Origin of the sequence: Catellatospora sp. KI3 (genome assembly GCF_029948125.1) — a bacterium.
In the GTDB taxonomy this organism is placed as follows: domain Bacteria; phylum Actinomycetota; class Actinomycetes; order Mycobacteriales; family Micromonosporaceae; genus Catellatospora.
Genome location: NZ_JASAMB010000034.1, coordinates 25327 through 48463 on the forward strand (window position 1 = coordinate 25327; position 23137 = coordinate 48463).

Genomic DNA, 23137 nt, shown 5'->3' on the forward strand with positions numbered 1-23137 from the left:
TGCGGTTTCGGGGAAAGCGCAGGAATTCGACCCGGGATTCCAGCACTTTCCCCGAAACCGCACGACGGATTGACCCGTGCGCGTGGCGTCCGGTGTGGATGGTCGGTGGGCGGTAGCGTGCCGGGCGTGACGGAGTCGCAGGGGGTGGCGGCGCTGCCGGAGCTGGCCGCCGAGGACTGGATGGCGCACGCCGAGGCGTTCGCCAACACCGGGTTCTGGGCGGTGGCGCGGCGCCTGCCCGCGCTGGTCCGCGAGTCGCTGCGGCTGGCCTGGGCGGCCAATCCGCGCGACACCGTCGCCGCCATCGGGCTGCAGCTGCTCGCCGGGTCGATGACCACGCTGGGCCTGCTGGCGACCAGCAACGTCCTGGCCAACCTGTTCAGCGAGGGCCCCACCCCGGAGCGGGTCCGGGCGGCGCTGCCCGCGCTGTGCTGGGCCGCGGCCGCGGTGACCGCGCGCGGGGCCCTGGGCATCGCCGCGGGCTGGGCCCAGAGCCGCCTGCGGCCGCAGATCGACCTCCAGGTCGAGCTGCAGATGTACGAGGCCACCACCCGCGTCGACCTCGCCGCCTTCGACGACCCGGGCTTCGCCCAGGAGATGGACCGCGCCCGGGACCGGGGCATGCGCGAGTCGGCCTGGATCGTCGACTCCACCGTCGATCTGATCACCGGCGTGGCGGGCATCGCCGCGGCCGGGGCCGCCGTCGCGGTCATCGCGCCGCTGCTGCTGCCGTGCCTGCTGGTGGCCGGGGCGCCGACCGCCGTGACCGCGATCCGGGTGGCCCGGCGCGAGTACCTGCTGATGCTCAAGCACTACGACCGCCGCCGCCGCGCCTGGATGCTGGCGGTGCTGCTGGCCAACCGATACACCGCCGCCGAGCTGCGCGCCTTCCAGATGCGCGACTACCTGCTCGGGCAGTACCGCACCCTGATGGGCGCCGAGACCCGGCTGTCGCTGCAGCTCGCCGGTGAGCAGACCGCCATGCGGGCGGTCGGGGCCGGGCTCACCGGCCTGGCCAGCGCGGGCATGTACGCGCTGCTGGCGTTCCTGCTGATGGGCGGCCTGGTGCCGCTGGCCGCGGCGGCGACCGCGCTGTTCGCCGTGCAGGCGGCGAGTGCGAGCCTGCGGACCACCACGTTCTCGATCAACCGGCTGTACGAGGACGCGCTCTACTACACCGACTTCCGCGCGTTCCTGCGCCGGGCCGCCGAGCGGGTGCCCGAGGCCAGCAGCGCCGCCGTCGAGCGGGTCGACCAGGTGCGGGTCGAGGAGGTGTCGTTCACGTACCTCGGGGCGCAGCGGCCGGCCCTGGACCGGGTGTCGCTGGCCGTGCACCGGGGCCAGGTCGTCGCGCTGGTGGGGGAGAACGGCTCGGGCAAGAGCACCCTGGCCATGCTGCTCGCGGGCCTGTACCGGCCCAGCGGCGGCACCGTGGCCTGGGACGGGGTCGACCTGAACCAGCTCGATCCCGACCAGGCGGCCGCGCAGGTGGCGATGATCAGCCAGCAGTACTACAAGTTCCCGTTCAGCGTGCAGGCCAACATCCACATCGGGCGGCACGACACCGAGTACGACCACGACCGGGCCGAAGGCGCCGCCCGTGCGGCCGCCGCCCACGACATGATCACCGAGCTGCCGCACGGCTACGCCACGCTGCTGTCCAAGGAGTTCAAGGAGGGGCAGGACCTGTCCGGCGGGCAGTGGCAGCGGCTGGTCGCCGCGCGCGGCATCTACCGCGACGCCACCATCCTGATCGCCGACGAGCCGTCCTCGGCGCTGGACGCCAAGGCCGAGCACGCCTTCTTCGCCCAGCTGCGCCGCCACCCCGAGCGGATCATCGTGCTGATCACGCACCGGCTGGCCAACGTACGCTCCGCCGACGCCATCCACGTGCTGCACGAGGGCAGGCTGGTCGAGTCGGGCACGCACGACGAGCTGATGGCCCTCGGCGGCCGGTACGCCGACCTGTTCACCCTGCAGGCCAGCGGCTACCAGGCCCAGCCCTAGGCGGTCGTCCGGCGCGGCGGCGTGCTCGCCCCGGCGGGGTGCCCGACCTGGTAGAGGCCGTGCACGAACACCAGGTCGTACGCGCCGGCGCCGGACCCGGTGCGCACCACCCAGCGGCTGGCCACCTCCGGGTCGAGCTGCCGCGCGCCCGGGTACGCGCCGAGCACGTCGTCGACCACCGCCGACCAGGGCGCCACCTGGTCGGGTGCGCGGGGCGGGGGCGCCGACGACGGCTCGGCCCGCACCAGCCAGGCGTGCAGTACGACGCCGTCCGTGCCGGTGGTCGCCTCCCAGCGCAGGTCCGGCCACGGACCCGGCAGCCGCCACGTGTACGCGGTGAGCGTCAGGTCGCCGAACGGCACCGGCCGCTCGGCGTCCGGCGGCCCGATCACGGCCTGGTAGAGGTCCAGCCCGCGCGGGCTGCGCCGGGAGCGCAGCAGCTGCTGCCAGCGGTGGTGGGCGGCGAGGTAGTCGGCGCGGGCGGCGCCCAGGCCGGTGTACGCCACCTCGACGAGCTCGGGCTGGTAGTCGTCCATGCGCCGCAGCAGCATGAACACGAACTCCCGCCGCGCGAACCCCCGCATCCCGTGCCTCCTGTCGTCCGGCCGCACGGTCAGCTTCGCAGAAGTGCCCGTGCGGCCCGGCCCGGCCGTCGGCTCAGCTGGACGTGTTCATCAGGGCCGCCAGCACGGTGGCACCGCCGCAGCACAGCACGCCCACGCCCAGCGTGATCAGCATGATGAGGTAGTTGGACCACAGGCCGAAGGTGGTCACGTCGGTGCCGAAGCCGTCCTTCACCCGGTTGCGCCAGCCGCCGAACCGGAAGTTCAGCTGGTGGGCGGCGCCCGCCTGGACCGTCAGCCGCGTCTTGATCATCGGCATGCCGAGGAAGTCGGTGACCTTGACCTCGTGCGGTCCGGCCGGGACCACGACGTGGTACGTGCCCTCCGAGCCGAACGGCACGTTCCGGCCGTCGATCTTCAGGCGGGAGGTGGCGGCGGCCGACACCAGGTACGGTCCGCGGTTGAAGCTCGCCACGATGACGCCGTGCCCCTCCGGCAGCGGCACGGGCACCTGGTAGGCGGCGTAGGGCTGGACGGGGCCAGAGTAAGAGGGATTCACGCGGCAGATCATGCCAGACCGTCCGTTGTACGGCAGCCCTCGGCGGAGCTGCGGCGGTGCCCCGAAAAAATCTTGAAAGTGCGTGTCGGATCCTGGGCCGGCCGTTCGAGGACCAGGTGTAGGCCTCGAAACCGAAGGAGACACCCAGATGACCGCCGCCGCCGCCACCTGCCCGCCGCTGCCGGTCCGGATCACCAAGTCGCTGCTCGGGTACGGCGTGATCGCCGGCCCGATCTACGTGGTGACCGGCCTGGCCCAGGCGCTGACCCGCGACGGGTTCGACCTGTCCCGCCACGCCTGGAGCCTGCTGGCCAACGGCGAGCACGGCTGGATCCAGATCGCGAACTTCATCGTCGCCGGGCTGATGACCGTCGCCGCCGCCGTCGGCCTGCGCCGGGCCCTGCCCGCCGGCCGCCGCCGCTGGGCCCCGCTCCTGCTCGCCGGCTACGGCCTGAGCCTGGTCGGCGCCGGGGTCTTCCGCGCCGACGCCGTCCAGGGGTTCCCCGTCGGCGCGCCGGAGACCACCGCGGTCAGCTGGCACGGCATGCTGCATCTCATGCTCGGCGGCATCGGCTTCGGGTGCCTGGTCGCGGCCTGCTTCGTGCTGGCGCGCGGCCTCGCCCGCGACGGTGCGCGCGGCCTGGCCCGGTTCTCGCGGATCACGGGCGTGGTGTTCCCGGCCGCGTTCGCGGGCATCGCCAGCGGCTCGCACGGCCCCACGACGCTGGCCTTCGTCGCCGCCGTGGTGCTCGCCTGGGCCTGGCTGAGCACCGTCAGCGTCCACTTCTACCGCACCGCCGCCTGAACGACCTGACATCCGACACGAGAGGACCACGTCATGCGATACCTGATGCTGCTCAAGGGGCGCCGCCCCGACACCCCGCCGCCGCCCGGACTGATGGAGGCCATCCTCAAGCTCGGCGCCGAGGCGTCGGCCGCCGGTGCCCTGCTGGACACCGCCGGGCTGGCCCCGAGTGAGGCGGGAGCCACGGTCGGCCTCTACGGCGGGGCGCTGTCGGTGACCGACGGCCCGTTCGCCGAGGCCAAGGAGACCATCAGCTACGCGCTGTACCAGGTGCGGTCGAAGGAGGAGGCCGTCGAGTGGGCCTCGCGGTTCCTCGCCCTGCACCGCGACCTGTGGCCGGAGTGGGAGGGGGAGACCGAGTTGCTGAAGGTCTTCGGGCCGGAGGACTTCGGACCTCCCGCCTGACCGGGCGCGTACGTGCGAGGATCGGTGGCCGTGGCTACCGATCCTCGTCGCGTCGTGGAGGCGGTCTGGCGGATCGAGTCCGCCCAGATCACCGCCGCCCTGGCCAGGCTGGTCGGCGACGTCGGGGTGGCCGAGGAGCTGGCGCAGGACGTGTTCGTCATCGCGCTGGAGCAGTGGACCGAGGCGGGGGTGCCCGACCATCCGGGCTCCTGGCTGATGGCGACCGCCAGGCACCGCGCCGTGGACCAGCTGCGGCGGCAGAGCGCGTACCGGCGCAAGCTGGCCGAGGTCGGGCGGGCCACGCCGGAGGCCGAGGATCCGGACCTGGCCGCCGAACTCGACGACTACGTCGGCGACGACCTGCTGCGGCTCATCTTCACCACCTGCCACCCGGTGCTGTCGACCGAGGCCCGGGTCGCGCTCACGCTGCGCCTGCTCGGCGGGCTCACCACCGAGGAGATCGCGCGGGCGTACCTGGTGCCCGAGGCGACCGTCGGGCAGCGGATCACCCGCGCCAAGCGGACCCTGGCCGACAAGAGGGTGCCGATCGAGCTGCCGCCGCCCGCCGAGGCGGCGCAGCGGCTCGGCTCGGTGCTGGAGGTCGTCTACCTGGTCTTCAACGAGGGGTACGCCGCCACGGCCGGCGACGACTGGATGCGCCCCGCCCTGTGCGAGGAGGCGCTGCGGCTGGGCCGGGTCCTGGCCGCGCTGGCGCCGCGCGAGCCGGAGGTGCACGGGCTGGTGGCGCTGATGGAGTTGCAGGCTTCGCGCGCCCCGGCCCGCACCGCCGCCGACGGCGCCCCGATCCTGCTGCAGGACCAGGACCGGCGCCGCTGGGACCGGCTGCTGATCCGGCGCGGCCTGGACGCGCTGGCCCGCGCGCACGGCACGTTCGGGCCGTACACGCTCCAGGCCGAGATCGCGGCCTGCCACGCCCGCGCCGCCACCGCCGACCGGACCGACTGGACCCGCATCGCCGCCCTGTACGAGGTGCTCGTCCACGTCTCGCCCTCGCCGGTCGTCGACCTCAACCGCGCCGTCGCGATCGCCAACGCGGGCGACGCCGAGGCGGCGCTGCGCATCGTCGACGGGCTGACCCTGCCCGGCTACGCTCTGCTGCCCGCGGTCCGCGGCGACCTGCTCGCCCGGCTGGACCGTGCCGCTGAGGCGCGCACCGAGTTCGAGCGCGCGGCCGCGTTGACCCGCAACACCCGCGAACGCACCCTCTTCCAGTCCCGCGCCGACGCCCTCGCCTGACCCTCGGGGCGGTTCGTGCGGTTTCAGGGAAACTGCACGAACCGAGCCCAGGATTCCAGCACCTTCCCCGAAACTGCGCCACCGGCCGCGGCGTGCGTGGGGTGGCGCGCGTCGGGTATGACGGGGGTACCCCCGTTGTGAAGGAGTGGCGTGATGCCCGCCCGCCCCCGTACCGTGCTGTCCCTCGCGCTCGCCGCGGCCGCCGCCCTCACCCTGGGCTGCGGTTCGCTGCCGCTGCCCGACCCCGACCCGGCACCCGCCCCCACCCGCGACACCCGGCCCTCGGCCGAGCCGAGCGGGGGCGTGGACGGCACCATGACCGTCGAGGAGTTCCAGGACGACGCCGGTTCGGCGATCGACACCGCGGCGGAGTACTGGGCGGCGGTCTTCGCCGACTCCGGGCTGGAGTTCCGGCCGGTGAGCCGGATCGTGCCGTACCTGCGGGAGGGCGAGGTCAGCTGCGGCGGCGAGCCGATGCCCGCCAACAACGCCGCCTACTGCCCCGACGGTGATCTCATCGCCTACGACGCCGACTGGGCGGTGGCCGCGTTCCGGCAGGTCGGCGACGCCTTCCTGTACTACCTGATCGGCCACGAGTACGCGCACGCGATCCAGGACCGGCTCAACGTGACGCACCGGTACACCATCGACCACGAGCTCCAGGCCGACTGCATGGCCGGGGCGTACCTGGGCGACGTGGTGCGCGCCGGGCGGCTGCGGGTCGACGACGGCGACCTCGACGAGCTGCGCACCGGCCTGGTCGCGGTCGCCGACGACCCGGACCAGCCGTGGTTCGCCCCGGGCTCGCACGGCACGGCGCAGCAGCGGTCGCAGGCGTTCTTCAACGGGTACGAGGACTCGCTGACCGCCTGCGACCTGACCGACTAGTTGGCCGCCCCGACGGGCTCGGGCTCGGCCGGGGCCGGGGTGCGGCTGGGCAGGGCGGGCAGGCCCGCGCCCCGGCGCAGCAGGATCCACGCGACGGGCAGCACGATGAGCAGGCCCAGCGCGAGCGCGCCCACGACGGGGGTGCTCGCGCCGAGCAGCTTCGCGCCGCTGGCCACCAGCACGACCGTCAGCGCCCCGCGGATCAGGCCCGCCGGGGCGCGGGTGGAGACGGCCGCGCCGAGCAGCACGCCGGGCACGGCGCCCGCGACGAGGGTGGCGGTGAGGCCGAACTGGAAGTCGCCGAACAGCAGGTGCGCGAGCGCGGCCGAGGCGACCAGCGGGACGGCTTGGACCAGGTCGGTGCCGACCAGCCGGTGCGGGTGCAGGCGCGGGTAGAGCGCCATCAGCGCGATGACGATGAGCGAGCCGGAGCCGACCGAGGTGACGCCCACCACCAGGCCGCCTACCACTCCGACCAGAACCGTCGGAATTATGCGTACGCGAACAGGGGCGTGGTCGTCCGCGACGGCCTCCGCTAGCCCGGCGGCGGCGCGGCCCTGCGCGCGGATGCCCAGGACGACCTTGATGACCAGGCCGGATGCGGCCAGCAGCAGGGCGGCGCCGAGCGCGTACTGGATGGTCTGCTCGAGGCCGTCGCCCTTCATCGCGCGGGCGATGAACACGCCGGCGAAGGCCGCCGGGATGCTGCCCGCGCAGAGCCAGCCGACCAGGGCCTTGTCGACCGTGCCGCGGCGCAGGTGCACGGCGCCGCCGAACGGCTTCATGATCGCGCTGGCGACCAGGTCGCTGGAGACGGCGGCCAGCGGGGCCACCCCGAACACCAGCACCAGCAGCGGGGTCATCAGCGCGCCGCCGCCCATGCCGGTGAGCCCGACGATGACGCCGACGACGAAGCCGCCCACCCCGACCCAGAGATCCATCAGGAGACCGTACCTGTGACCGGGCCGGATGTCGCATGTCGGGTTGCGGTCATCTCACTGCGCGGTCGGTTCGTCCCGCCTTTCGACCCGGGGTGCCGGGGCGCCGGGTGGGCACTGGGGCGGGTGCGGGAAAGCGGGAAAAGTGGGACGGTCGGGGTGCGGTCCCCGGTCCGGAAACTAGGATGAGGACGATCGTCCGAAGATCGAACCTACGGCCCTGCCGGCGAGCCGCGGCCCGAGGCGCGCAGCGAGGCGCACCCGTTCGCGGCTGCCTGGCGCTGAGGAGTCTCCAGCATGACAGCAGCACAGATCGGTGTGACCGGACTCGCGGTGATGGGCGCCAACCTGGCCCGCAACCTGGCGCGCAACGGATACGTGGTGGCGGTCCACAACCGCACCCGGTCCCGCACCGACGCCCTGATCGAGCAGCACGGCGACGAGGGCACCTTCGTTGCCGCCGAGACGCTGCAGGACCTCGTCGAGGCCCTGGAGCGCCCGCGCCGCGTCCTGATCATGGTCAAGGCCGGCAAGCCGGTCGACGACGTGATCGAGGAGCTGGTCCCGCTGCTCGACACCGACGACATCATCATCGACGCGGGCAACTCGCTCTACCACGACACCCGCCGCCGCGAGGCCGCGCTGGCGGCCAAGGGCCTGCACTTCGTGGGCGTGGGCGTGTCCGGCGGCGAGGAGGGCGCGCTCAAGGGTCCGTCGATCATGCCGGGCGGGTCGAAGAAGTCGTACGAGTCGCTCGGGCCCATGCTGGAGAAGATCTCCGCGCACGTCGACGGGCAGCCCTGCTGCTCCTGGATCGGCACCGACGGCGCCGGCCACTTCGTCAAGATGGTCCACAACGGCATCGAGTACGCCGACATGCAGGTCATCGGCGAGGCATACGACCTGCTGCGCTCCGGCGCCGGCATCGAGCCCGGCGAGCAGGCGAAGATCTTCGCCGAGTGGAACAAGGGCGACCTGTCCTCGTTCCTGATCGAGATCACCGCCGAGGTGCTCGGCCACGTCGACGCCGCGACCGGCAAGCCGTTCGTGGACGTGGTCGTGGACCAGGCGGGCCAGAAGGGCACCGGCGGCTGGACCGTCATCGCCGCGCTGGAGCTCGGCTCGCCGGTCACCGGCATCGCCGAGTCGGTCTTCGCCCGCTCGCTGTCGTCGCAGTCGGCGCAGCGCCCGGTGGCGCGGCAGGTGCTGGCCGGGCACGAGGTGAAGGTCGACCTGTCGGACACGTTCGTCGAGGACGTGCGCCAGGCCCTCTACGCCTCCAAGCTGGTCAGCTACGCCCAGGGCCTGGACATGCTGGTCTCGGCGGCCAAGGAGTACGGCTGGGACCTGAACCTGGCCGCGATCGCCTCGCTGTGGCGCGGCGGCTGCATCATCCGGGCGTCGCTGCTGCGCGACATCACCGACGCGTACTCCGGCGCCAACCCGCCCGCGAACCTGCTGTTCGCCCCGGCCTTCGCCAAGGCCATCGGCGACGCCGTCCCGGCCTGGCGGCGCGTGGTCGCCACGGCCGCGCAGCTGGGCATCCCGGCGCCGGTGTTCTCCTCGTCGCTGGCCTACTACGACGGCCTGCGCCGCGACCGGCTGCCCGCCGCGCTGACCCAGGGCCTGCGCGACCTGTTCGGCGCGCACACCTACAAGCGGGTCGACACCGACGGCGTGTTCCACACCCTGTGGGCCACCGACGACAAGGCCGAGGTCAAGCAGGACTGAGCCCGGAGCGACCGCCCGGCGACCGGATCACCGGCCGCCGGGCGGTCGTCGGCTCACTGCGGCACCGGCAGCCCGAGCTGCGGGGCGATGTCCTTCAGCTCCGCCAGGTGCGTGGCGATGGCGCCCACCGCCTTGTTGGCCAGGGCGACGGCCTGCGGGTGCTGCCCCGACTTGACCTCCGCCTGAGCCGCCTTCAGCGCCTGCTCGTGCCCGGCGACGTTGGTGGCGAACCACAGCTGGTCGAAGGCCGCCCCGGTGATCAGGCCCATCCGCTGCAGCGCCAGCTGCTGCTGCTCGTTCGGCTGGCTCGGCAGGGTCGCCTTGAGCTGCTGCGCCACCTGCTGCACTTCGTCGTCCAGCTGCTGGTGGCCTTCGGCGAAGTCGGCGGCCAACTGCTTGACCAGCGGCGACTCGGCATTGTCGGCGGCCAGCTTCGCGAAGGCGATCTCGGTCAGGTCGACCTGGTGCATGGAGCCGAGCCAGTCCTGATCCTGGTCCAGCACGGCCGAGGCGGGCGCCTGGGCGGCGACCACCGCCAGTACGAGCGCGGCCACCAGCACGTACATCCGTCGCATGATCTTCAAGGCCGTTCCCCCTCCGGGCCGGGCACCCGCGGTGCGGAATGCTCCCCGATATCCGTTCCCTCGACGGTGAACAGGGCAAACATCGGCGGGCGCGCCGCCCCGAACGGTCGGGACGGCACGCCCGCCGGGGTCCGGTCAGCGCAGCGCCTCGCTCAGCGCGTCGCGTACGCGCTCGGCGATGGCCGTCGGCGGGCCCTGCAGCGCGCTGGCCGGGGCGATCCGCTCGGCCGCGCGGGCGGCGGCGGCGAGGCTGGCCAGCTGCTCGCGCGGCACCGCCTCGCGCAGGTAGCCGAACTCCTCGTCCTCCTCCAGCTCGGCGTGCTCGATCACGGCGTCGCGCAGCTCGGCCAGGCGGGTGTCGAACTCCGGATGGTCGACGCCCATCTCGTACAGCTCCGCCAGGTCCTCGGTGGCCTGCTCCTCCTCCTGCACCCGGGACTCGATCAGGTCCGGCCCGTCGGGCAGGCGGCGCTGCGCCATCGGGTGCACCAGCTGCTGCTCGATCGTCTCGTGGATCGCGATCAGCCTGGTGAGCTGCTGGAACGTCTCCTGCCGGTGCGTCGCCCCGGCCTTGCCGACCAGCGCGAACAGCGCCTTGATCTGCTCGTGGTGGGAGAGCAGCACGTCGATGACGTCCTCGTGCTCGATCGCCCGCTCCGGTACCGAGATCCCCGGCCCCTGCGACCGCTGCTCGGCGGCGGCCGCGCCGGCGGCGCCGTTGGAGCCGGTCTTGGCGTGCGTGGTGCTCTTCTTGGCGGACGGCTGGGCGGTCATCCCGCCGGTGGCGCTCTTCTTGCCGGTCGGGATGCTGCTGCCGGTGGTCGTCGCCTGGTCCGAGCGCATCGTCTTGACGGTGGAGACCAGCTCCGCCTTGCGCATGCCGGACGTGCCGGTGACGCCGTGGTCCTTCAGCCAGCCCCGCAGCTCGGTGACGCTCATCGTGGCGATGTCGCCGGGCGTGCCGGCCGCGTCGCCTCCGGCACGGCTGGTGGGACGGCGCTCGCCGCCGGACGGGGCGTCGCTGCTGTGTTCAACCATGGCGCTTGCCTTTCTCCTGTCGGGCGTCCTTCCCCATCCTGGAGGAATCACCCTGCTCACGGGCGTGAACGCGGAACTGCGCCCACGGGTGGCCTGGGGCGGGAGGCAAGTCCCGGGACGGGGAGGGGTTTGCGGGTGAGCGGGGCGGGAAGGGTAACGGTGACAATCCGTACCAACCATCCCGAGGGGGTGCAACGTGACCACAGCACAGCTGGTCCGCGACGTGATGACCGCCAACCCGGTGTGCCTGCCGGACACCGCCAGCCTGATCGAGGCGGCGGAGCAGATGTCCCAGCGCAACATCGGCGACGTGCTCGTGCTCGACGCCGACGGCCGCCTGGAGGGCATCGTCACCGACCGCGACATCGTGGTGCGGGGTCTGGCCGGCGGGCGGGAGCCCGCCAGCGTGCACCTGCACGACATCGTCAGCGACCGCCTGGTCATGGTCGGCGCCGACGAGCCGGTGACCGCGGCAGTCGACCTGATGCGCGAGCACGCGCTGCGCCGCCTGCCGGTCACCGCCGACGGGCGCGCCGTGGGGATCGTGTCCCTGGGCGACCTGGCGGTCGACCGCGACCCGAACTCGGCACTGGCCGACATCAGCGACGCCCCGCCCAGCGCCTGACGTCCGCGTCGCGCCCGGCAGCCGTCACCGCGGCCGCCGGGCGTCGGCGTACCCAAGACGATCATGAAATTGTGCGCCTGACCCGCCGCCGAGCCGTGCCACAGGTTCATGATCGACCGGTGGAGGCGGGCCGGGGGGCGGGGCGGGGTGGCGGTTAGGCTGCGGGGCGTGACAGTCGACGGCGGTGTCTGGTGAGCGCCACGCTGGTGGCCCGGGGTCTGGCGGCCGGGCACGGTGAGCGCGTCCTCTTCGGCGATCTCGACCTGGTGGTGGCGCCGGGCGACGTGATCGGCCTGGTCGGCGTCAACGGGGCGGGCAAGTCGACGCTGCTGCGGCTGCTGGCGGGGCTGGCCCCGGCGGAGGCCGGTTCGCTGGTGCTGAACCCGCCGACGGCCAACGTCGGGCACCTGCCCCAGGAGCCGGAGCGCCGGCCGGGGGAGTCCGTGCGCGACTTCCTGGAGCGGCGTACCGGGGTCACCGCGGCGCAGCGGGAGCTGGACGCGGCCGCGCAGGCGCTGGGCGAGGGTGCTCCGGGCGCCGACGACCGGTACAACGAGGCGCTGGAGCGGTGGCTCGCGCTCGGCGGCGCCGACCTGCCCGAGCGGGCCGAGGCGGTCGCGGCGGAACTGGGCCTGGACGTCGACCTCGACCACGCGATGACCTCGCTGTCCGGCGGCCAGGCCGCGCGGGCGGGCATGGCGTCGCTGCTGCTCAGCCGGTATGACATCTTCCTGCTGGACGAGCCGACCAACGACCTCGACCTGGCGGGCCTGGAGCGGCTGGAGCGCTTCGTCACCGAACTGCGCGCCGGCACGGTGCTGGTCAGCCACGACCGCGAGTTCCTGACCCGGGTCGTCAACAAGGTCCTGGAGCTGGACCTGCACCAGCAGCGCGTGCACCTGTACGGCGGCGGCTACCTGTCCTACCTGCAGGAGCGCGAGATCGCCCGCCAGCACGCCCGCGACGACTACGAGGAGTACGCCGACACCAGGGCCTCGCTGGAGGCGCGGGCCCGGCTGCAGCGCTCGTGGATGGAGAAGGGCGTCAAGAACGCCCGGCGCAAGGCCGGTGACAACGACAAGATCGGTCGCGCCTTCCGGACCGAGTCGACGGAGAAGCAGGCCGCCAAGGCACGCCAGACCGAGCGGCTGATCGAGCGCCTGGAGGAGGTCGAGGAGCCCCGCAAGGAGTGGCAGCTGCGCATGGAGATCGCCGCCGCCCCGCGCTCGGGCGCCGTGGTGGCCACCCTCAACGCGGCCGTGGTGGAGCAGGGCGCGTTCACGCTCGGGCCGGTCGACCTGCGCATCGACTGGGCGGACCGGGTCGCGATCACCGGCCCGAACGGGTCGGGCAAGTCGACGCTGCTGCGGGCGCTGCTCGGCCGGGCGCCGCTGGCCTCCGGGCTGGCCTCGCTCGGGCCCGGGGTGGTCGTCGGCGAGGTGGACCAGGCCCGCGACCGGTTCCTGGGCGAGCAGCGGCTGGTCGACGCCTTCGAGGCGGAGGTGCCGCAGCTCAACCCGGCTGACGTGCGTACGCTGCTGGCGAAGTTCGGGCTGCGGGCGGCGCACGTGCTGCGGCCGGCCGCGACGCTGTCGCCGGGGGAGCGCACCAGGGCGGCGCTGGCGCTGCTGCAGGCGCGCGGGGTGAACCTGCTGGTGCTCGACGAGCCCACCAACCACCTGGACCTGGCGGCGATCGAGCAGCTGGAGTCGGCGCTGGAGTCGTACCAGGGGACCTTGCTGCTGGTCACCCACGACCGGCAGATGCTGGCGGCGGTGCGGACCAACCGGCTGCTGACGGTGGAGGCGGGCCGGGTCACCGCCGCCTGAACCGGTCGTCAACCCCCCAGAAACGGCACAATCGCAGCATTTTTGAAGTTGTCCGGCGTTCCACCGGCGTCCGATGCTGTGCGTACGTGCGCCGCCCGGGGCGGTGTGGTCGCGCAGTCCGTCGGATCGACGGGCGCGTTTTCTGGGCAGAGTCAACGCATTCGACGTAGTCGGCGCTTCACGCTGCCCTGGCTCGTGCGTAATCTCATCGATAATCATCACTATCGGCGGTGATGAATGGAACGAAGGGGTTTCGCTGTGTCCAACGGACGTCTGCCCGAGCTGACCACCACGCTGTTCCGGTTGGTGCTCGGTTTGCTCTTCACGCTGCACGGAGCGTCATCGCTGTTCGGCGCCTTCGGCGGCGCCCGGGGTACGGGGCGCGCGGTGGAGTTCGCCGCCTGGCCCGGCTGGTGGGCCGCGCTCATCCAGTTCGTCGGCGGGCTGCTGGTGGTGGCCGGTCTCGGCACCCGGGTCGCCGCGCTCATCTGCTCCGGCTCCATGGCGTACGCGTACTTCGTGGTGCACCAGCCCATGTCGCTGCTGCCGCTGAACAACGGCGGCGAGCTCGCGGCCATGTTCTGCTGGTCGTTCCTGCTGATCGCGGTGCTGGGCCCCGGTGCCTGGTCGCTGGACGCCCTGCTGTTCGGCCGCAAGGCCGACGCCCGCTCGACCTCCTGACCGGCGCGCCCGCCGCCCCCCACCCGCCGCCCCGCCCGCCCGCTCCGGCGACCGGTGCCCGGCGGCGGCCCGCCGTCCCCGTCTTGCCATAGGCGTTGGCCTGTCTCATCGGATTCACGGAGATCATTCTCGATGAGATAGGCCAACGTCTGTTCAAGGCGAGGGGCGGGGGACCCGGTTGCGGAGTGAGTGCTCACTCATTTAGTCTCTGCGCCGTGACTGACGCCTCCCCCCGGCGCCGTGTGGCACCCCTGGCCCCCGAAGAACGGCGGACCGCGATCATCGCGGCCACGCTGCCCCTGCTGCGTGCCGAAGGACTGCACGTGAGCACCCGCCGGATCGCCGAGTGTGCCGGTGTGGCCGAGGGCACCCTCTTCCGGGTGTTCCCGGACAAGGCCGCGCTGCTGGCCGCCGCCCTGGCGCAGGCCTTCGACCATGCCCCCACGGTCGCGGCACTGCGCGCCCTCAGCGGCGTGCCGGACCTGCGGTTCCGGCTCAGGACCGCGGTCAAGGTCCTCGGCCAGCGGTTCCGCGAGAACATGCCGCTGATGATCGCGATGCGCAGCGGCGGCCTGCCCGCCGGGGTTAGCGTGCCGGACGCGCGCGACGGCTTCCCGCGTGTCGTCGACGCGCTGACCGAGTTGATCGCACCGGACCAGCATCGGCTGCGGCTGCCCGCCGACGCGGTCGCCTCGGTGCTCACCTCCATGATCATGTTCAGTAACCGCGTCGACAACCTGCCCGTCGAGGAAGTCGTCAGCGTCGTCCTCGACGGTGTGCTGTACCCCGAAGTCAAGGAAGAGCCCGCATGCTGATCCGACTCGTACGCCGCCACCTGCGGCCGTACTGGCGACAAATCTCCCTGGTGGTGCTGCTCCAGCTGGTGCAGACCATCGCCACCCTCTACCTGCCCACCCTCAACGCCGACATCATCGACAAGGGCGTGGTCCTCGGCGACACCGGCTACATCCTGCGCATCGGCGCGCTGATGCTCGCGGTGTCGCTGGTGCAGATCGTCTGCTCCACCGGCGCGGTGTACTACGGCGCGCAGACCTCGATGGCCCTGGGCCGCGACATCCGGGCCGCGATCTTCGCCCGGGTGCAGGACTTCTCCGCCCGCGAGGTCGGCCACTTCGGACCGGCGTCGCTGATCACGCGGACCACCAACGACGTGCAGCAGGTCCAGATGCTGGCCCTGATGACGTTCACCATGATGGTCTCCGCGCCGATCATGATGGTCGGCGGCATCGTGCTGGCCCTCAACCTCGACCTGCAGCTGTCCGGGCTGCTGCTGGCGGTCATCCCGGCCCTGGTGCTGGGCATCGGCACCATCGTGGTCCGGATGCGCCCGCTGTTCCGGATGATGCAGGTCAACATCGACAGCGTCAACCGGGTCATGCGCGAGCAGATCGCCGGCATCCGGGTCATCCGGGCGTTCGTGCGCGACAAGCGCGAGCAGGAGCGCTTCGCCGAGGCCAACACGGACCTGACCAAGGTGTCGCTGGCCGTCGGCAAACTGATGGCCTCGATGTTCCCGCTGGTCATGCTCATCATCAACATCTCGACGGTGGCGGTGATGTGGTTCGGCGCGGACCGCATCGACAGCGGCGGCATGGAGATCGGCGCCCTGACGGCGTTCCTGAGCTACCTGATGCAGATCCTGATGGCGGTCATGATGGCCACCTTCATGTTCGTCATGATCCCGCGGGCCGAGGTGTCCGCCGAGCGCATCCAGGAGGTGCTCGGCACCGAGTCCAGCGTCGCGCCGCCCCGCGCGCCGCGGCAGCTCGACGGCGGCGTACGGGGGCACCTGGAGCTGCGCGACGTCGAGTTCAGCTACCCCGGCGCCGAGGAGCCGGTGCTGCGCGGCATCGACCTGGTCGCCCGGCCGGGCGAGACCACCGCCATCATCGGCAGCACCGGCAGCGGCAAGTCCACGCTGCTCAACCTGGTGCCGCGGCTGTTCGACGCCACCGGCGGCACGGTGCTGGTCGACGACGTGAACGTGCGCGACCTCGACCCGCAGGCGCTGTCGCGGGCGGTCGGGTTCGTGCCGCAGAAGCCGTACCTGTTCTCCGGCACGGTCGCCAGCAACCTGCGCTACGGCAAGTCCGACGCCACCGACGAGGAGCTGTGGCAGGCGCTGGAGACCGCGCAGGCCCGCGACTTCGTCGAGGCGATGCCCGAGCAGTTGAACGCTCCGATCTCCCAGGGCGGCACCAACGTCTCCGGCGGCCAGCGCCAGCGCCTGGCGATCGCCCGCGCCCTCGTCGCCCGCCCGGAGATCTACCTGTTCGACGACTCCTTCTCGGCGCTGGACTACTCCACCGACGCCGCGCTGCGGGCCGCGCTGGCACGGGAGACGTCCGAGTCCACCGTGGTGATCGTGGCCCAGCGGGTGAACACCATCCGCGACGCCGACCGCATCGTCGTGCTCGACGACGGGCAGGTCGTGGGGGCCGGCACCCACGCCGAACTCATGAACAGCAACGTGACCTACCGGGAGATCGTGCTGTCCCAGCTCACCGAGGAGGAAGCGGCATGACGGCCCCCGCGCCCCGCCGCGACAGCGGTCCCCGTTTCGGCCCGGCCGCCATGATGGCGGGCCCGTCCATGTCCAAGGCGCTGAACTTCAAGGAGTCCGGCCGCCGGCTGCTGCGCCTGCTCAACCCGTACCGGGCGCTGGTGTGGCTGGCGGTGGCGCTGGGTGTCACCGGCGTCGGGCTGTCCGTGGTGGGTCCGAAGATCCTCGGCCACGCCACCAACATCATCGTGGAGGGCTGGTTCGGTAAGCGGATGCCGCCCGGCGTCAGCAAGACCGACGTCGTCGCCGGGCTGCGCGCCGAAGGCAACGACAACCTCGCCGACATGGTCTCGGGGATGAACATGGTGCCCGGCAAGGGCATCGACTTCGACGCGATCGGCCGGGTGCTGCTGGTGGCGCTGGCCGTGTACGCCGCCGCCTCGATCTTCTCGCTGTTCCAGTTCCGGCTCATCACCACCGTGGTGCAGCGGGCCGTCTACAACCTGCGCGAGCAGGTGGAGCACAAGCTGTCGCGGCTGCCGCTGAGCTACTTCGACGGGCAGCAGCGCGGCGAGGTGCTGAGCAGGGCGACCAACGACATCGACAACGTCGCGCAGACCATGCAGCAGTCGCTGAGCCAGCTGATGAACGCGGTGCTCACCATCGTCGGCGTGCTGGCGATGATGTTCTGGATCTCGCCGCTGCTGGCGGTCATCGCCCTGGTCACCGTGCCGCTGTCGGTGTACGTCACGATGCGCATCGGCAAGAAGGCCCAGCCGCAGTTCATCGCCCAGTGGGGCGTCACCGGCAAGCTCAACGGGCACATCGAGGAGATGTACACCGGGCACTCGCTGGTGAAGGTGTTCGGGCGGCAGGCCGAGGCGGCCGAGCAGTTCCGCGAGCACAACGAGGCGCTGTACACGGCGGGTTTCAAGGCGCAGTTCATCTCCGGGCTGATCCAGCCGGCCATGTTCTTCATCGGCAACCTCAACTATGTGCTGGTCGCGGTCGTCGGCGCGCTGCGGGTGACCACCGGGTCGCTGTCGATCGGCGACGTGCAGGCGTTCATCCAGTACTCGCGCCAGTTCAGCCAGCCGCTGAGCCAGGTCGCGGCCATGGCCAACCTGGTGCAGTCGGGTGTGGCCTCGGCCGAGCGGGTGTTCGAGCTGCTCGACGCCCCCGAGCAGAGCCCCGAGCCGGTCCCGGCCGCCAAGGTCGACCCGGTACGCGGGCAGGTGAGCTTCGAGCACGTGTCGTTCTCGTACTCCCCGGACAAGCCGCTGATCACAGACCTGTCGCTGACGGTCGAGCCGGGCCACACGGTGGCCATCGTCGGCCCGACCGGCGCGGGCAAGACCACGCTGGTCAACCTGCTGATGCGCTTCTACGACGTGGACGGCGGCCGGATCACCCTGGACGGCGTCGACGTCAACGCGATGACCCGCGAGGACCTGCGCTCGAAGATGGGCATGGTGCTGCAGGACACCTGGCTGTTCGGCGGCACCATCGCCGACAACATCGCCTACGGCGCGCACGACCCCAGCCACGAGCAGATCGTGGCGGCGGCGAAGGCGACGCACGTGGACCGGTTCGTGCGTACGCTGCCCGACGGCTACGACACGGTGCTGGACGAGGAGGGCACCAACGTCAGCGCCGGCGAGCGGCAGCTGCTCACCATCGCGCGGGCGTTCCTGGCCGAACCGAGCATCCTCATCCTCGACGAGGCGACCAGCTCGGTCGACACCCGTACCGAGGTGCTGATCCAGCGGGCCCTGGGCTCGCTGCGCCAGGGCCGGACCAGCTTCGTCATCGCGCACCGGCTCTCCACCATCCGCAACGCCGACGTGATCCTGGTGATGGAGCACGGCTCGATCGTCGAGCACGGCTCGCACGACAAGCTGATCGCCGCGGGCGGCGCGTACGCCCGCCTCTACGAGGCGCAGTTCGCCGCGGCGGTCACCGAGTAACCCGGGCACCGCGCCCCACGGCGCCGGTCGGATGGCGGATCACCGCCATCCGGCCGGCGTTCTTCCGTATCGTGGGGTGCGAGGGGGTGGCCCGTGGACATTCTCATGGTCCGTGACGTCATGACCGGGGCGCCGATCCACGTGGACCGGCAGGCTCCGATGGTCGACATAGCCCGCCTGATGCGCGAGCACGGCATCGAGGACGTGCTGGTCACCGACGACGACAAGCTGCTCGGGGTGGTCAGCTCCCGGGACCTGGTCCTGGCGCTGGCCGACGACCTCGATCCGCACAACACCATCGCCGAGGACCTGATCAAGCAGGACGTGGTCTCGGTGCACGCCGAGGACGGCGTCGGCGAGGCGGTGCGCCTGATGCGCTCGCACGCGCTGCACCGGCTGCCGGTGGTGGAGGCCGAGCGGGTCGTCGGCGTCGTGACCTGGATCGACGTCGATCAGCCCGGAGGTGGCGCTCCCCGCGGCGTCGGGTGAGCGACCGTGCGGGACCGCGCCGGGCGTTCGGTCGTTAACCTCGTCGATGCGGGATTAACCGCGTGCCGCCCCGGGGAATCCAGGAGACATGTCGACGCTGGTGTGCCATGTCCGGTGCCACCTGCCGATCGCGGAGATCGCGGTGGCGGGCACCCTGGACGACTCCACGGTGATCCACGTCGGTGCCGCGCTCACCGACTGCCTGGCCGAGCAGCCGGACGCCGTGATCCTCGATCTGGCCGAGACGACCTGCGCCGACGACCGCCTGGCGAGCTGGCTGGACGGGATGGCCCGCGGCGCCCAGCGCTGGCCGGGCGCGCCGCTGCTGGTCAGCGCCCCCGGGCTGGCGCTGCCGTCCGACGACGGCATCATGCTGTACGACGACGTCGCGGCGGCCACGGCCGCCGCGAACGACCTGCCCCTGTCGCTGCGCCGGGCCATCGACCTGCCGCCGCTGCCCAGCAGCTGCGCCGCCGCCCGCGACCTGGCCGCGCAGGCCTGCCGCGAGTTCGGCGCGCCGCGGCTGGCGCAGCTGGTGCGGCTGCTGACCTCCGAGTTGACCGCCAACGCGGTGGTGCACGCGCGCACCCGGCTGCGGGTGAGCGTGCGGCGCCGGGGCGGCAGCGTCTACGTGGCCGTACGTGACGGCGACCCGTTCCTGCCGCAGGTGCCCGGACCCGACGACCCCGGCAGCAGCCTGGAGCTGGTGACGGCGCTCGCCTCCGACTGGGGCAGCCTGCTGATCAGCGACGGCAAGGTGGTCTGGGTCCGGGTCGACATCCCGGCCTGACCTGCCCGGCCGCTACTCGGCGAGGCGGAACCGCAGCCCGAAGTGGTCCAGGCCGACCGGCAGCGGCCGGTCCGGGCTCAGCGTCGGGTACGACAGCAGCCGCGGCTCGCGCTCGCGCAGCAGCGCCGCCAGGATCGCCGTGGTGGTCAGCAGCACCAGGTTGCGCCCCGGGCAGCGGCCGGGACCGGCGCTGAACGACACGGTCGACCACTCGTCGTGGCCGTCGCCGTCGATCCAGCGCGCCGGTTCGAACCGGTGCGCGTACGGCAGGGTCTGGTCGTCGCGGTGAAAGAACGGGGCGTACACCAGGAACGAGGTGCGCGCGGGCAGTCGGCCGCCGTCCCAGCGGGTCGGCCCGCCGCTCTCGCGCAGGATCGCGGGGGTGGTCGGCCACAGCCGCAGCGTCTCCAGCACGCAGGCGCGCAGCCGCGGCAGCCGGTGCGGTGACTCGCCGGGGCGCAGGTCCGCGGCGGCCCATACCCGCTGGGCGGGGTGCGTGGCGAGCATCGCCAGGGTGCGGAACACGGTCGCCCCGGCGGCGTCGTAGGCGAACAGCCAGTGCGGGACCTGCCCGTACGGGTCCACCACCGGCTCGGGCGGGGGCAGCAGCGCGGCCAGGCTGCCGGGTTCGCGCCGGGCCAGGTGGGTGTCGAGCCGCCGCCGGAACCGCAGCCGCAGCCGGTCCTGCCGCGGTCGCAGGCCCGCCCAGTTGGCGTCGCGGCGCAGCATCGCCAGCAGGTCCAGCAGCTCGTCGTCGTCGCGGGCGCCGTCGCCGAGCACGATGCGCCGCACCGCCCGCCAGTACGCCGCGGCGAACCGGTCCCAGCCCAGCCGCCCGCCCAGCTGGTCGCGCAGCGGCCCGATCTCCTCGTCGATCTTCGCGGTGATCGACCCGGCGAGGTGGTGTACGGGCAGGTCGGTGTCCAGCGCCAGCTCGTTGACGGCCCGGCGCGGCGCCCGCAGCGCGCCCCGGGTGATCAGCACCCCGTGCGGCTGGAAGTGCGACAACGCGGCGATCTTCGCAGTACTCGCGGGGCTGTAGGGCTCGGTCTCGGCCAGCACCGTGCGCACCGCGTCGGTCGACAGCGCCAGCGCCCAGCAGCGGCCCGGGTTGCGCAGCAGCAGCGCGCCGCCGCCGTACCGGCCGCGCAGCCGCTGCATCAGCCGCACCGCTCGGGCGTCCGGCTGCCACCAGCGGCCGGCCAGCGTGACCAGCCGCCGCCGGATGACCAGGCCCTGCGCCACCGTCGGCAGCAGCACCGTGGCGGCCACCCGCAGCGTGTCGCCGACGCTGGCCCGCGACAGCCGCACCTGCTCGGCGCCCACCCGCTCCAGCTCCTCGACCCGCACGCCCCCACGCTATGCGCGCCTCCCAGCGACCCGCGCCCCTTTCCCCGAACCCACCCACCCCCTGAGGAAAGGAAGGGCCCCTTCTTATCGCTTTCCGTAGTAGAAGGGCCCCTTCTTAACGCACCCTCGCGTAGGCGGGCGCCGGGTCCTGCCGATGAGGTCCGGCGCCTGCTCACGGCCGCAGGCGCCGTCAAAGCTGAGAACGCCGTTAAAAAGGGGCCCTTCTACGTCGCAAAGCGATAAGAAGGGGCCCTTCCTTACCTCAGGAGGTCCAGGGGGCGGTGGGGACCGACACGGGCTGGCCGGTGCGGGCGGACTCGTCGATGGCGAGGCTGAGCAGGTGGTCCTGGCAGGCCTGGGCCAGCGGGTACGGCGGCTCGCCCTCGTCGCGGCACCAGCGGCCGGTCGCCTCCAGGATCGACGCGATCGCGATCTCCTCATCGGACAGCCGGGCCCCGGCGTAGGCGTTGCGGTACACCACCCGCCCGTCGTAGCTGACGTGGTCCAGGTCGAAGCCCTCGAGATTGAGGTCGCGTCCGCTGTGGCGGCGGCGCAGTTCCGACTCGACCGGCCGGTGGTCCAGCAGCCGCACCACCCGGTCGTCGACCAGCTCGCCGAGGCTGCCCCGGACCACCAGGCGGCGGCTGCGCAGCGGGTTCCACCACTGGTTGTCGGTGAAGTCGTACAGGCCGCTGCGGCCGTCGCCGAAGTCGATGGTGGCCAGCGTGGTGGTGGCCGGGCGCGGGGTGGCGTCGTCGCGCCAGCCGGAGGGGGCCAGCGGGTCGGCCAGCGGGGCGGTGAACGCGCGCGCCTGCACGCTCGCCGGGCCCAGGCCGACGCCGAGCATGCCGCGCAGGATCGACACCGCGTGGTAGCCGTGCGTCGAGCAGACCTGCGCGGAGGTCGGCGTGCCGATCGCGCCGGAGCGCAGCACCGCCAGCCGGGCGGCGTGGTCGGGCAGCAGCAGGTACTGCTCGGCGACCTGCACCAGGCCGGTAGCGCCGATGGCGTCCCAGAGCCTGCGCAGGCCGGCCACGTCAGGCGCGGGCGGGGTCTCCGACAGCACCGGCAGACCCCGCCCGACCAGCGTCTCGACCAGGCCGGGGTTGACGTCCCAGGGGACGGACGTGATCACGAACTCGGGGTCGCCGGTGCGCAGCAGGTCGGACAGGTCCTGGACCACCGGCAGCCGCCACTGGGCGGCCACCTCGGCGCCCGCCTGCGCCGACCGGGTCATCACCCCGGTTACCTGGAGCCGGTCCGGCATCAGCGCCGCCAGCTTGAAGAAGAACTGCGCGCGCCAGCCGCGCCCGATCACCGCGTACCGGATGGGTTCAGCCACCGGCGTACTGTACGGCACTCAGCCGGTGACCGCCGGGGTGAGATTCGCCGTCGCGACCGGGTCGGTGCCGCTCGGGTACGGCGGGAACGCCTCGGAGTAGGGCATCCGCTCCGGGACCCCGGACAGCACGCCCCAGTGCTCGGCGATCATGGCGTGCTCGAGGCGGAACAAGTCGTAGAAGGCGGTCGGCTCGCCGGCCACGGTGCCCGTGCACACGGTCAGCGCGAACTCGCCGTCGGCCACCGTCAGGTGCCGCCGCTGGTAGCGGATGTCCTGGTCGCGCAGCTGCGTCCACAGCGCCCCGATCCCGTCGTCCACGCCGGGGCGGTGCTGCACCAGGCCGGTGGTGACGAACCGGCACAGGTGCTCGTAGTCGCGCGGGACCAGCACGTTGTCGACGAGGTAGTCGACCACGCGGCGGCTGGTCGAGGACTGGCGCGGCTGCTGCACCGTACGCGGGCCGGCGATCTCGGCCTGGCCGCCCGGCACCGCCACCGGCTGCAGCGCGCTCCAGTGCTCGGCGGGCACCCCCTCGGCCAGCCGGAAGATGTCGAAGCCGGTGAACCCGGGGCCCATGCCCGGGTAGAGGCTGTGCACGGCGACCACGTCACCGCAGGTGAGCACGCGTACGCACACACAGCCGCCGTCGGCGGCCCAATCCGCGAGCAGATCCCCGGCCGAGGGGATCGCTTCCTGATGCTGCGCCACCGCGGTGGGGGTCGGGTGCCCTGCCCTCATCGTGCCTCCCGGAGGGTTCGTCGCTGC

At 72.6% G+C, this 23137-nt stretch carries 22 protein-coding genes; 14 read left to right on the plus strand and 8 right to left on the minus strand.

Features of this window, described 5'->3' with window-relative positions; all coding sequences use genetic code 11:
* Positions 1-126: 126 nt before the first annotated feature.
* Positions 127-2007 (plus strand): ABC transporter ATP-binding protein, encoded by a 1881-nt coding sequence (locus QEZ54_RS33545; RefSeq protein ID WP_281308790.1) that lies wholly within the window; start codon positions 127-129, stop codon positions 2005-2007.
* On the opposite strand, the gene QEZ54_RS33550 is transcribed toward QEZ54_RS33545, so the two are convergent.
* Both QEZ54_RS33550 and QEZ54_RS33555 read right to left on the minus strand, forming a co-directional pair.
* Positions 2004-2591, minus strand: a complete 588-nt coding sequence (locus QEZ54_RS33550; protein WP_281308791.1) for a hypothetical protein — start codon at positions 2589-2591, stop codon at positions 2004-2006. The two genes, QEZ54_RS33545 and QEZ54_RS33550, sit on opposite strands and share 4 nt — an antisense overlap.
* A gap of 73 nt (positions 2592-2664) precedes the next feature.
* Entirely contained in the window at positions 2665-3129 is a 465-nt protein-coding gene (locus QEZ54_RS33555) for a hypothetical protein (protein ID WP_281308792.1), read from the minus strand.
* A 148-nt stretch (positions 3130-3277) separates the two neighbouring features.
* Here QEZ54_RS33555 and QEZ54_RS33560 point away from each other — a divergent pair, with 148 nt between their 5' ends.
* The 4 genes from QEZ54_RS33560 to QEZ54_RS33575 all read left to right on the plus strand — a co-directional run bounded on the left by QEZ54_RS33560 (position 3278) and on the right by QEZ54_RS33575 (position 6484).
* Positions 3278-3934 carry a DUF998 domain-containing protein gene (locus QEZ54_RS33560; protein WP_281308793.1) on the plus strand — a complete coding sequence of 219 codons (657 nt, stop codon included), beginning with the start codon at positions 3278-3280 and terminating at the stop codon, positions 3932-3934.
* 33 nt (positions 3935-3967) lie between these two features.
* On the plus strand, positions 3968-4339 hold the full coding sequence (locus tag QEZ54_RS33565; protein WP_281308794.1) for a YciI family protein: 372 nt from the start codon (positions 3968-3970) through the stop codon (positions 4337-4339).
* Positions 4340-4369: 30 nt separating this feature from the next.
* Positions 4370-5596, plus strand: coding sequence for a sigma-70 family RNA polymerase sigma factor (locus tag QEZ54_RS33570; protein ID WP_281308795.1), 1227 nt, complete (start codon positions 4370-4372; stop codon positions 5594-5596).
* A 153-nt stretch (positions 5597-5749) separates the two neighbouring features.
* A complete protein-coding gene (locus QEZ54_RS33575) occupies positions 5750-6484 on the plus strand; it encodes a neutral zinc metallopeptidase (protein ID WP_281308796.1) in 735 nt (244 codons plus the stop codon).
* Here the strand turns inward: QEZ54_RS33575 and QEZ54_RS33580 are convergent.
* Positions 6481-7425 (minus strand): sulfite exporter TauE/SafE family protein, encoded by a 945-nt coding sequence (locus tag QEZ54_RS33580; protein WP_281308797.1) that lies wholly within the window; start codon positions 7423-7425, stop codon positions 6481-6483. The two genes, QEZ54_RS33575 and QEZ54_RS33580, sit on opposite strands and share 4 nt — an antisense overlap.
* 294 nt (positions 7426-7719) lie before the next feature.
* Between QEZ54_RS33580 and gndA the strand changes: the two genes are divergently transcribed.
* The gene (gene gndA, locus QEZ54_RS33585) at positions 7720-9153 is read left to right on the plus strand and encodes an NADP-dependent phosphogluconate dehydrogenase (protein WP_281308798.1); all 1434 of its coding nucleotides are present in this window, start codon (positions 7720-7722) and stop codon (positions 9151-9153) included.
* Positions 9154-9206: 53 nt separating this feature from the next.
* Here gndA and QEZ54_RS33590 read toward each other — a convergent pair whose 3' ends face one another.
* Together QEZ54_RS33590 and QEZ54_RS33595 are read right to left on the minus strand one after the other, a co-directional pair.
* The gene (locus QEZ54_RS33590) at positions 9207-9728 is read right to left on the minus strand and encodes a DUF4142 domain-containing protein (RefSeq protein WP_281308820.1); all 522 of its coding nucleotides are present in this window, start codon (positions 9726-9728) and stop codon (positions 9207-9209) included.
* Positions 9729-9872: 144 nt separating this feature from the next.
* Positions 9873-10775: a hemerythrin domain-containing protein gene (locus tag QEZ54_RS33595; RefSeq protein WP_281308799.1), complete on the minus strand. Its 903-nt coding sequence runs from the start codon at positions 10773-10775 to the stop codon at positions 9873-9875.
* 196 nt (positions 10776-10971) lie between these two features.
* Here QEZ54_RS33595 and QEZ54_RS33600 point away from each other — a divergent pair, with 196 nt between their 5' ends.
* The 8 genes from QEZ54_RS33600 (at position 10972) to QEZ54_RS33635 (ending at position 19680) form a co-directional block, all read left to right on the plus strand.
* A complete protein-coding gene (locus QEZ54_RS33600) occupies positions 10972-11400 on the plus strand; it encodes a CBS domain-containing protein (protein WP_281308800.1) in 429 nt (142 codons plus the stop codon).
* Positions 11401-11591: 191 nt separating this feature from the next.
* Positions 11592-13229 carry an ABC-F family ATP-binding cassette domain-containing protein gene (locus QEZ54_RS33605; protein ID WP_281308801.1) on the plus strand — a complete coding sequence of 546 codons (1638 nt, stop codon included), beginning with the start codon at positions 11592-11594 and terminating at the stop codon, positions 13227-13229.
* Between the two features lie 258 nt (positions 13230-13487).
* Positions 13488-13910, plus strand: coding sequence for a DoxX family protein (locus QEZ54_RS33610; protein WP_281308802.1), 423 nt, complete (start codon positions 13488-13490; stop codon positions 13908-13910).
* Positions 13911-14125: 215 nt separating this feature from the next.
* Positions 14126-14725 (plus strand): TetR/AcrR family transcriptional regulator, encoded by a 600-nt coding sequence (locus QEZ54_RS33615; RefSeq protein ID WP_281308803.1) that lies wholly within the window; start codon positions 14126-14128, stop codon positions 14723-14725.
* Complete coding sequence (locus QEZ54_RS33620) at positions 14719-16455, plus strand: ABC transporter ATP-binding protein (protein ID WP_281308804.1); 1737 nt, start codon at positions 14719-14721, stop codon at positions 16453-16455. The genes QEZ54_RS33615 and QEZ54_RS33620 overlap by 7 nt, the downstream gene beginning before the upstream one ends.
* Positions 16452-18401: an ABC transporter ATP-binding protein gene (locus tag QEZ54_RS33625; protein ID WP_281308805.1), complete on the plus strand. Its 1950-nt coding sequence runs from the start codon at positions 16452-16454 to the stop codon at positions 18399-18401. The genes QEZ54_RS33620 and QEZ54_RS33625 overlap by 4 nt, the downstream gene beginning before the upstream one ends.
* A 93-nt stretch (positions 18402-18494) precedes the next feature.
* Positions 18495-18890, plus strand: coding sequence for a CBS domain-containing protein (locus QEZ54_RS33630; RefSeq protein ID WP_281308806.1), 396 nt, complete (start codon positions 18495-18497; stop codon positions 18888-18890).
* 88 nt (positions 18891-18978) lie between these two features.
* Positions 18979-19680, plus strand: coding sequence for an ATP-binding protein (locus QEZ54_RS33635; RefSeq protein ID WP_281308807.1), 702 nt, complete (start codon positions 18979-18981; stop codon positions 19678-19680).
* A 12-nt stretch (positions 19681-19692) separates the two neighbouring features.
* Here QEZ54_RS33635 and QEZ54_RS33640 read toward each other — a convergent pair whose 3' ends face one another.
* The 3 genes from QEZ54_RS33640 to QEZ54_RS33650 form a co-directional block, all read right to left on the minus strand.
* A complete protein-coding gene (locus QEZ54_RS33640; RefSeq protein ID WP_281308808.1) occupies positions 19693-21030 on the minus strand; it encodes a cytochrome P450 in 1338 nt (445 codons plus the stop codon).
* Positions 21031-21292: 262 nt separating this feature from the next.
* Positions 21293-22372, minus strand: coding sequence for a Gfo/Idh/MocA family oxidoreductase (locus QEZ54_RS33645; RefSeq protein ID WP_281308809.1), 1080 nt, complete (start codon positions 22370-22372; stop codon positions 21293-21295).
* A gap of 18 nt (positions 22373-22390) precedes the next feature.
* A complete protein-coding gene (locus QEZ54_RS33650; RefSeq protein ID WP_281308810.1) occupies positions 22391-23110 on the minus strand; it encodes a hypothetical protein in 720 nt (239 codons plus the stop codon).
* Positions 23111-23137 lie beyond the last annotated feature (27 nt).

Excerpts from the sequence above, each read along its gene's own strand:
- QEZ54_RS33635 (WP_281308807.1), top strand. The coding sequence starts at position 18,979 with ATGTCGACGCTGGTGTGCCATGTCCGGTGCCACCTGCCGATCGCGGAG.
- QEZ54_RS33650 (WP_281308810.1), bottom strand. The coding sequence starts at position 23,110 with ATGAGGGCAGGGCACCCGACCCCCACCGCGGTGGCGCAGCATCAGGAA.
- QEZ54_RS33590 (WP_281308820.1), bottom strand. The coding sequence starts at position 9,728 with ATGCGACGGATGTACGTGCTGGTGGCCGCGCTCGTACTGGCGGTGGTC.
- QEZ54_RS33575 (WP_281308796.1), top strand. The coding sequence starts at position 5,750 with ATGCCCGCCCGCCCCCGTACCGTGCTGTCCCTCGCGCTCGCCGCGGCC.
- QEZ54_RS33565 (WP_281308794.1), top strand. The coding sequence starts at position 3,968 with ATGCGATACCTGATGCTGCTCAAGGGGCGCCGCCCCGACACCCCGCCG.
- gndA (WP_281308798.1), top strand. The coding sequence starts at position 7,720 with ATGACAGCAGCACAGATCGGTGTGACCGGACTCGCGGTGATGGGCGCC.
- QEZ54_RS33620 (WP_281308804.1), top strand. The coding sequence starts at position 14,719 with ATGCTGATCCGACTCGTACGCCGCCACCTGCGGCCGTACTGGCGACAA.
- QEZ54_RS33595 (WP_281308799.1), bottom strand. The coding sequence starts at position 10,775 with ATGGTTGAACACAGCAGCGACGCCCCGTCCGGCGGCGAGCGCCGTCCC.
- QEZ54_RS33560 (WP_281308793.1), top strand. The coding sequence starts at position 3,278 with ATGACCGCCGCCGCCGCCACCTGCCCGCCGCTGCCGGTCCGGATCACC.
- QEZ54_RS33580 (WP_281308797.1), bottom strand. The coding sequence starts at position 7,425 with ATGGATCTCTGGGTCGGGGTGGGCGGCTTCGTCGTCGGCGTCATCGTC.
- QEZ54_RS33625 (WP_281308805.1), top strand. The coding sequence starts at position 16,452 with ATGACGGCCCCCGCGCCCCGCCGCGACAGCGGTCCCCGTTTCGGCCCG.
- QEZ54_RS33550 (WP_281308791.1), bottom strand. The coding sequence starts at position 2,591 with ATGCGGGGGTTCGCGCGGCGGGAGTTCGTGTTCATGCTGCTGCGGCGC.